The following is a 208-nucleotide window of genomic DNA, read 5'->3' on the forward strand; positions in this document are numbered from 1 at the left end:
GGCGAGCCCCGCACCACCGGCCGCCACCCGCCCGCCGCAGACGGAGCCCGCCCCGGCGGCGTCCCACGCCCCGGCCTCGGAGGCCCCGCACGGCGATCCGACCGCGGAGACGTCCCAGGGCGCCGACAGCGACGTGCTGCCATGGCTGCGCCGCAGCCTCGCCGAACTGCTCTACGCCGACGAAGTCGCCCCGGACGCCGACTACTTC

Annotated in this window: 1 pseudogene; it reads left to right on the forward strand. The window is 78.4% G+C overall.

The window, feature by feature from the left end:
* Positions 1 to 208, forward strand: a pseudogene (locus AN218_RS36435) (hypothetical protein); the annotation flags it as partial.

Origin of the sequence: Streptomyces nanshensis, assembly GCF_001751255.1 — a bacterium.
GTDB lineage: Bacteria > Actinomycetota > Actinomycetes > Streptomycetales > Streptomycetaceae > Streptomyces > Streptomyces nanshensis_A.